An 8,792-nucleotide genomic window follows, 5' to 3' on the forward strand; every position below is an offset into this window, starting at 1 on the left:
GTGCAATATTCAAAAAACATGATGAATAAAAATCTTTGGGAGAAAATTGAGGAGTTTGATTTTGATCATCCTTCGAGTGAATATGATTTTTCGCTGCGGTTGGCTCATGAAAATTACTGGACGCAAAACTTCACAAAACAAACGATTTTAGAATACAAAAAATTCATGTTTCTGGCTGCAGTTTCAGAGATGATGGTTTCACCATCTGAAATTGTAGACACGGTTTGGCATCAACACCTTATTTTTACTAAATCTTATGCAGAATTTTGCGGGATTTTAGGAAAACAGATTCAGCACATTCCTTCCACACACAACAAAGAAGATTTTCAAAAATTTAAACTTGCCAAAGAACGAACGGAAAAATTGTATGAAACACATTTTGGAACGCAACCGGACAACATTTGGAACCATGCAAACCCATTTGAAAGTTTGAATTTAAAAAAATCGAAATTTAAACTGAGAACTTCATTAATTGTAGGAATCGTCTCATTCATCATTCTAATTTTCCCGCTTTATTTTTTGCTGAAACCATTATATCTCAGTATTAAAAATCCCGATTTCATTATTTTATTTTTAGGATTAATTATAGTTTCCGTTATAAGTTTGGAATGGTATAACCGAAGGAAATTTGCACAGGCAATCCGTTTATTTGATAAAGATTCTTTTGTATTTGATCTTCAGCCTTATGAATTAATTTATCTTAAAAATACAAATATTTCGCCTGTCATCAACGGAACAGTGAATGAACTGATCGATAATGGCTCAATCAAAATAAACGCAGACAAAACGATTAGCGCCACCAAATTTACAGTGATAAAATCACGAGACCATCAACAGGTTCTCGATTTGTTAAATGAGCTTGGAAAAACTTCTTACCCTAATTTTTTAATTCAGCTGATCGCAAAACCTGTGTTTTCAAATATCATCAGATCGATGGAAGCTGTTAAAAAATATTTTAGCCGCTCAAAAACTTTTTCTCAATTATTTGTTGTGAATTTTGTTGTATTTCTATCATTAATTATGATTGGATTTCTCAGACTGGTAACAGGAGTTTTACGTGATAAACCCGTTTTGCTGATCGGTTTTGCTGTTATCATTTTGAGTTTAATGATGATAGGATATTTATTCAGGCTTACCAATTTATTCAGCTCTAAAATTTTACCCGATTTATACAGAACCGAAATATTGCCAAAGAAAAACACCGGCAATGATTGGCAATGGAGTTATTTTATTTTGGGAACAGCCGTTTTGACGACATCTTTTGTTCCGTTAACAACCAAGCCAAATTACGACGGTTCAAGTGGAGGTTGCGGAACCTCATCATCTGATTCTTCTTGTGGTGGAAGTTCTTGCAGCAGCTGTGGCGGTTGTGGTGGAGATTAATCTAAAATTTTCATAAGATTTCATACTGCGACAATAAAAATAATCCATTATTTAATGCATTCGAATGGATTATTCCGTCAGCATTTGGAGTATATATATTGAAGCCTTATTTTGATAGTATTTTATCTGAGGTTGGTAAAGATCATTATGAATTATTGAAAAAGTTTATTTCTCAATATTTAAAGAAAGGTAAGGAATTCAATTTTTCATTAATTGCAGCAAAAGAATCAAGTAAAAAATTATCTAAAACATATAATAATTCTTTAACAGTRGCTCTTGAAATACAGGCAAAAAACAATAGAGTAATAAAAATTTTATTTGACAATTCTTTATCTATTGAAGAATGGCAAGAAGCAAGTAGTAAAATCATGGATTTATTCGTTGAGCATTACAGAAAATCACCTGAAGATGTACTTACTAAAGCAATGAATAGATTTGAAGATAAACCTCACAGAAAATTGTATATCATCATTAATAAAAGATTTCAAAATATCGAAATTAAAGATGATAATGATTTGGTCGAAATATATAAAAAATAAAAATTAAGACTTAGTAAATATAAAAATCCGCATCTTACGATGCGGATTTCATTTATATAAAGTCTAATCAATTAAAACTTCAAATCACCATTTACTTCTCTTACAGCTTGTGCAGCTTCAGCAAATTTAGCTTTTTCTTCTTCAGTTAAAGTAACGTTTACGATGCTTTCAACACCATTTTTCCCGATGATTGCAGGAACGCCAAGACAGATATCGCTTTGTCCGTATTCTCCGTCAAGCATTAACGAACAAGGGATCATTTTCTTTTGATCACAAGCAATTGCCTGAACCATTACAGAAACTGCTGCTCCCGGAGCATACCAAGCTGAAGTACCCAATAATTTTGTTAATGTAGCACCACCAACTTTAGTTTCTTCGATTACATATTTTTGTTTAGCTTCGTCAAGGAACTCAGTTACAGGAACCCCGTTTCTTGTTGCTTTGCTTAGTAAAGGAAGCATTCCTGTATCACTGTGAGCAGCGATTACCATTCCGTCTACGTCTGAGATTGGAGCTTCTAAAGCTTCAGCCAATCTGTATTTGAATCTTGCAGAATCTAAAGCACCACCCATACCGATGATTTTGTGCTTAGGAAGACCTGATGTTTTGTGTACAAGATAAGCCATCGTATCCATTGGGTTAGAAACCACGATGATGATCACTTCCGGAGAATTTTTTACTAAATTTTCAGTAACTTCTTTTACGATTCCGGCATTGATACCGATTAATTCTTCTCTGGTCATTCCCGGTTTTCTTGGGATACCGGAAGTAATTACTGCTACGTGAGAACCTGCTGTTTTGCTGTAATCTCCTGTTGTACCGGTAATTTTTGTATCAAATCCGTTAAGTGATGCAGTCTGCATCAAGTCCATTGCTTTTCCTTCAGCAAAACCTTCTTTGATATCTACCAAAACTACTTCTGAACAGAAGTTCTTCATTGCGATGTATTCTGCACAACTTGCACCTACAGCGCCTGCACCTACTACAGTTACTTTCATAATATATTGATTTATTGTTTTTAATAGAATTATGGAACTTTACAGTTTCACAATATTACTTTTATTATTTATTTGTTAGTTTAATTTTTTGCTTCCCAAATGTACAAATTCCCGAAAAATTGAGCAATCTTTCGGGAATTTTAATTATTATTTAAGAGAGATTAATTAACGTTTAAAAGAAACGTATATAATTTTTTAGCTCCTAATAACACTTCGTTGTAATTTTCTTCAGCTACTTCAGTATCTAAAACTTCTTTAAAGCTTTTCCACATCGGACCTGTATTTTCCTGATAACATCCGAAAAAATTGAATGTAACATTGTCAAAACCTTCAGTTTTAGAAAGCTGTTTTGCGATAACATTTCCACCCAAAGTAGAACCTTCAATCACGTACATTGCTCCCAAAGCTTCATGCTCGTTTTCCAAATGAAAATCGTGAGAAGCCGTTTGGTTTTCTAAAGCCAGGCTTGCTAAATCTTTTTCGATTAAAGGAAGTTTTACTCTTTTATCTAATTGAAGTTTTTCAGAAAAATTTTCAGAAAGATTATTGAATATTTTTTCTTCGCTGTGAAGAAGCATCAGATAATTGGTATTGATGATTTTCTTATAATCTTCTAAGCTGAAAGTTTTATTAAAAATTTTCTCAGAATTAAAAAGCTTTTCAGCAGCATCGTGATACTCGGCTGTATTTTTTTTCAGATATTCAGATACCATATTATTATTTTAAAGTTTCACAAATTTAGGTTTTTGAAACGTTAAAATAAAGCAGGTTCCGTCTTTATTACTTTCATAATCTACATTTCCGCCAAGTCTGTTCATAATCCTGTGAACAATTGAAAGACCTACCCCATTTCCTTTAAATTTTTTAGCATTATCCATTCGGTTGAAAATTTTAAACATTTTATGCTTGTTTTCTTCCGGGATTCCGATGCCGTTATCTTTTATGCGGTAAATGATCTGATCACCAGATTCTGTACCTTCTATTTCGATGATGGGCTGTTCACGGTCAGACGAATATTTTACGGCGTTATTGATAATATTTAAAAATACCTGATGCAGCATCGTTTTATCTGCCAAAACTTCCGGACATTCTTTAATTACCACTAAACTTTTCTGGCTGTCGTAGGTAATTTTTGCGTTCTCGGTAATTTTCTGAATGGTCGTATTCGTCTCGATGCTTTCCAGCTGTATTTCGCTGTGTTTTGCACGGCTGAGCTGAAGTACATTCTGCATCATTTCAGCCATGTTATCGATCTCGCCGATGATAGAATTGATTTTGTTTTTATCTTTATCTGCAATCCCAGTCAGGCTGTTTAGCAGCATTTGTGCATTCAGCTTCATCACGGTAAGCGGAGTTCCCAAATCGTGTGAAATAGTGTACGAAAAACTGTCTAGTTCTTCATTTACTTTTTTAAGCTGATCGTTCAGCTTTTTTATGGTAATATATTGCTTGTGCGAAGTTTCAAGAATCAAATCACGGATAAGATGTACCGCAATCACGTTTTTGGAACCCCATCTTTTAGAATTTCCGCGGATGTTTTCTGTAAAAATCTGGAAAGACGTACGTGGAGAAACAAACTGCGTTTCTACCCCATCTTTCGAAATTACATTGATATTTTTTTCAGGATTTCCTGCCCAGTTGATGTGTTCATCAAATTCTTTACGGAACCAGATTAAAATTTCTTTCTTGCTTCTTTCAATAAAATAAATAATAATTCCGGCAACATCTGTCGTTAAGCCCAATTCAGCTCCATGATCTCTCAGGAAACTGTTGCTTACGAATATATTTTCAGACATATTCTGATACGCCCAATTGATGATATTTTCAATGGTTTTACGATCGGGAGTAACTCCGTTCAGTACAATTTCATTGTCTGAAACAATCGCCAAACCATCTGCTTTTGGCATAAATCTCAATTGAGATTTATTAGAATCTAATGATTCGAACAACGTATTGTGCTTTAAAAACTCAAACTTAAGCGCATTGAGTTTTTCATTAAGATCAATTCTGTATTCTAATTCTTTTTTAGATTTAAAAGAAGAATAGGCATTTGATGCTAAAACAGTGAAAATTCCTGCCTGTACGCGATCTTCAAGATCAATGTGCTTCGGTTCAGAATTTTGGCAAGTTACCAGTCCCCACAATTTATCATCAATAATAATCGAAATACTGAAACTTGATGAAGCTCCCGAATTTTTGATATACTGCCCATGAATAGGCGACATTGCTCTGGAAGCTACGAAAGTAAGATCAATCTGTTTTTCGGAACGGCTTAAAAGACGAATCGGCTCAGAATGTACATTAGAAAAAATTCTTTTTCTTTTTTTCTTATATAATTCCCTGGCTTGTCTCGGAATATCGTGCTCAGGATAGTGCAACCCTTTATAACTTTCAAGATGATTATTGGTTTTCTCTGCAACTACTTTTCCGGAACCGTCACTCATAAATTTGTATACCATCATCCGGTYGTAATTAATAATTTTTGACAGTGTTCCTAAAAGCTGATCCCAGATTTCCTGCTCGTTATCTATGATGTAAAAATTATCATATTTATTGGTAATTCTTTTCCGATGGTTTTGGTTAACCGCCTCAAACTCAAGATAAATATAATCATTTGTACGAAATACCGAAAAATGAAAAGGCTTCTCATCAATTAAAATTTTATCAAAATAGGTTTCATTCTCTCTTCTGGAAAGAAAATCTGAATCTTTGAAAATATCAGATTCCAACACTGTATTGAAAAGCTCAGGAAGCTGTGAAAGTTTTTTTCCGAAAAGATCTTCTATGCGCTCAACTCTGAACACCTCTGAAATATTTTCGCTGAAGAAAGAAATGGTAAGAGAAGCTGTGTCAATGCCAATCAAGTATCCAAAACTTTGTATGTAGCCCGGGATATGGATCGGTTCATCATGACATTCTACAAAATTCATAAATGTGGTAATAATATTCAAAGGTAGTTAAATATTATTCTAAATCTGCTATCGTGTGGTATGTAATAGAAGATTTGTAAAATTAATTAACAATATTTATGATTTATTAAAACATATCCTGGTTCTTAACTTATAAAACTTAAAAAATTATTAAAAGAATTCGATAAATAAAATCATAAATTTAAAGCAAATTATTAACAATAAAAGTAGAGTTATTTTATTTAATTTCTTTAATTTCAGCCTGTAATCCCATGCTTTTAAACAGATAGCGATGTTTCTTATTTAAAGAATCCAAAACCTCAATTTCCGAAATATTTTTTTCGTCTGATTTAAAGTTTTCAACATCGATCACGGTACGGTCATTTATATCATTACTTATTTTTAACGGAAATTTTGTTTTCCATTTAATATTGTTGTTATTCCTAATAGCGGTAATTGTTCCTGCACCGCCAAGATTTGTAAAATACACTGAGGCTTTTTCAGATTGGTAATCCTGGTCTGGCCGCCCGATTGCGGCTTCTAAAAACGGAGCATCCAGATCATAAACATTTTCGATATTATAAGCGATTCCCGGTTCAAAAAATTCTAATGTTTTTACAGGATGGTAATATTCATTCATATCATTCGGGAAAATTTTCATCAACTCGTCTTTTCGGATGATAAATGTTTTTGCCGTATCTTTCTGTTGCTGATAAAGATATTTTGCCTGAGAATAATTCGATTCTGAAAGAAATTCACCCATAATTCTTTTAATGGTAATTTCATTGCCCTCAATTTTTTCAATTTTAAAACCGTAATTGTTTATTTTACCATAATAATTAATATCGTTTACCACAAAAAACTGGTGAATATTGGGATTTTTAATTTCAGATTCCAAGAACTGCAATTTTTGCGAAGTCTCCTTTTTATATTCCTGGTTAGATTTGTATTCAGCATAATAATTTTTCCCTAAATACATAAAAGCAAGATAAATTGCCAAAATGGGTAAAATCCACAAGAGTTTATTGGTTTTAAAACCTGCTCTTTTCTCTTTCACCACATACGTTTCAGAAAGCGAATCGTGCCATCCTCTTTTAGCGAGAAAAGAAAATGCATCAAACGGAATATTCCGGCATAAAGTTCTCAGGAAAATTGTAGAAGAATTTGGCGCTTCTGCTTTTGAATTAATAACCCTTGATTCCGTTAAAAACTTTGCCGGAGTGGCTCCGAAAAGGATTTCCGAAATTGGATAATAAATAAAAAGAAAGATAAAGATAATGACATACAAAGAAAATCTGCTCCTGAAAAACATTCTGAAGGTTTCGCTATCCCTAAGAACTCCGGAATCCATCAACCAATATCCTAAAGTGATCAAAAACGGAATTAAAATAAGCGACATCACCGTCAGATCAATCAGCCAATGGAAAAAACGCTGCCATTTTCCGGTATCTGTAACGGTAGTTTTCGTCTCGGTTTCTACAATATCAATTTGCTTCTGATTTTTAATTGTTTTTAAAACCTGATAACTGATATAAAGAGTTGCCGCTAAAATTACAAAACCAAAGACCGAGAAAAATTTCTGCAAAGAGGTAATTTCTGTCCATTTTAAAACAAGCAGCTTATGTAAAATACTTTGCAAAGACAGAATAATAGCGTTGATAAAAATCACAGAAAAAACAAAACCCACAAAACGAGTCTCTTTGCCTTTTGACTTAATAAACTGAAGCCCGCCGATGAAAAGCAGAACATAGAAAACAAAATTCCAGATTTCGATATGTTCAAACCTATTGGTAAAATTGAGGTTCAGCGTTGTAAAAGAGAACAGAAACCGAACGATTCCCGGAACCGCATTAAATCCGGAAGCTCCTTTCCAGACTCCGTAAAACGAATATAAACATGAAATAATCCCAATAACGGATATTACCAGCGAAGAGATGGCAATCAATTTGTAGTTTTTCCCCATAAAAATCTTTTTGAAAGCTTGTTTTTAAAACTTTTTCTTACACTTCCTTATCAAAGTAAAGCATATAAAATTTCCCTTTCTCATCCTGACCCTGCTCTATCATTTTGCGGTCGCCATGAATATAGATATGAAAATTTTTATCTAATTTAATAATACTTTTGAAATGTCGCTGAGTTTTTTTCACTGCCGCTTCACTGATCGGGAATTCTTCGGCAATGTTGATCTGCATATCCTGTTCGTAATCGGTTTTAAAATTATTAAAACTTTCGATCACATGTTCGTCTTTCAAAACTTCGGCAGCAAATTCATCAAGTTTAAACTCTTCTTTTTCTTTGAAAAAATTGATAGACTGGTTCAGAAAGTCAGCCTGGTCTGCTCTTGAAACTTCAAATTCCTGCGGAAGCTGTTTTGTGATATAATCTTTATAAACCATTAAAGCTTCCTGGGTGTGGAAATATTCGTCGTCGCGCTGCTTTACCTTCAGGAAATCTTCAAACCAGTAATACATGTCGCCGTTTTTATTGTTGTCTACCACAGAAAGTACGTAGCCGCTTTCTTTATTGTTATTGTAAATCAGCGCTGCTTTATCGATTTTTGAAAGGCTGATTCCCTGATCTTTTTCAATCTCGAAAGACTCATTTTTAGGAAATATCTTTAAGAAAGAATCTCTTTTTTCAGTTTTAAAAATCCCTATTTTATCTACTCTTTCTTCGCTTTCTCTTTCATCTTCAAAGAAAACGATAAATAATTCTCCACCCTGAACTCGTGGGTTTTCTGCAGCTTCGAAAAGATGTTTTGCAATATTTTCTGCTTCCCAAAGGAACTTGGCTTTGTCATCAAAAATTTCAGAAACCGAGCTGAAAACCGGATTGTTTACCAAATAAGAATCGCTGTAAAACTGATATGTTTCTTCCGTTTTAAAAGAACCTAAAAAGTAATTTTCAAGCATTTCTGCCGTGCCTTCATCCAGCTCAAGCTCTTCCTGTGAAAGGATAAGTGA

General features: G+C 33.5%; 7 protein-coding genes. 2 read left to right on the forward strand and 5 right to left on the reverse strand.

Annotated elements, in window-relative coordinates; all coding sequences use genetic code 11:
• Positions 1–1,383 (forward strand): glycine-rich domain-containing protein (locus AB4Y90_RS13060; protein WP_441558006.1); only part of this gene is annotated, 1,383 nt, incomplete at its 5' end.
• A 98-nt stretch (positions 1,384–1,481) separates the two neighbouring features.
• Entirely contained in the window at positions 1,482–1,922 is a 441-nt protein-coding gene (locus tag AB4Y90_RS13065; RefSeq protein WP_441558007.1) for a hypothetical protein, read from the forward strand.
• A gap of 71 nt (positions 1,923–1,993) precedes the next feature.
• Here AB4Y90_RS13065 and AB4Y90_RS13070 read toward each other — a convergent pair whose 3' ends face one another.
• The 5 genes from AB4Y90_RS13070 to AB4Y90_RS13090 all read right to left on the reverse strand — a co-directional run.
• Positions 1,994–2,920 carry a malate dehydrogenase gene (locus AB4Y90_RS13070; protein WP_408089121.1) on the reverse strand — a complete coding sequence of 309 codons (927 nt, stop codon included), beginning with the start codon at positions 2,918–2,920 and terminating at the stop codon, positions 1,994–1,996.
• A gap of 161 nt (positions 2,921–3,081) precedes the next feature.
• On the reverse strand, positions 3,082–3,633 hold the full coding sequence (locus tag AB4Y90_RS13075) for a biliverdin-producing heme oxygenase (protein ID WP_441558008.1): 552 nt from the start codon (positions 3,631–3,633) through the stop codon (positions 3,082–3,084).
• Positions 3,634–3,642: 9 nt separating this feature from the next.
• The gene (locus AB4Y90_RS13080) at positions 3,643–5,850 is read right to left on the reverse strand and encodes an ATP-binding protein (protein WP_441558009.1); all 2,208 of its coding nucleotides are present in this window, start codon (positions 5,848–5,850) and stop codon (positions 3,643–3,645) included.
• Positions 5,851–6,067: 217 nt separating this feature from the next.
• Positions 6,068–7,792: an RDD family protein gene (locus AB4Y90_RS13085; protein WP_441558010.1), complete on the reverse strand. Its 1,725-nt coding sequence runs from the start codon at positions 7,790–7,792 to the stop codon at positions 6,068–6,070.
• 37 nt (positions 7,793–7,829) lie between these two features.
• A partial coding sequence (locus AB4Y90_RS13090; RefSeq protein ID WP_441558011.1) for a nucleoid-associated protein occupies positions 7,830–8,792 on the reverse strand: 963 nt, incomplete at its 5' end.

Source organism: Chryseobacterium sp. 2TAF14 (assembly GCF_052115105.1).
Taxonomy (GTDB): Bacteria; Bacteroidota; Bacteroidia; order Flavobacteriales; family Weeksellaceae; genus Chryseobacterium.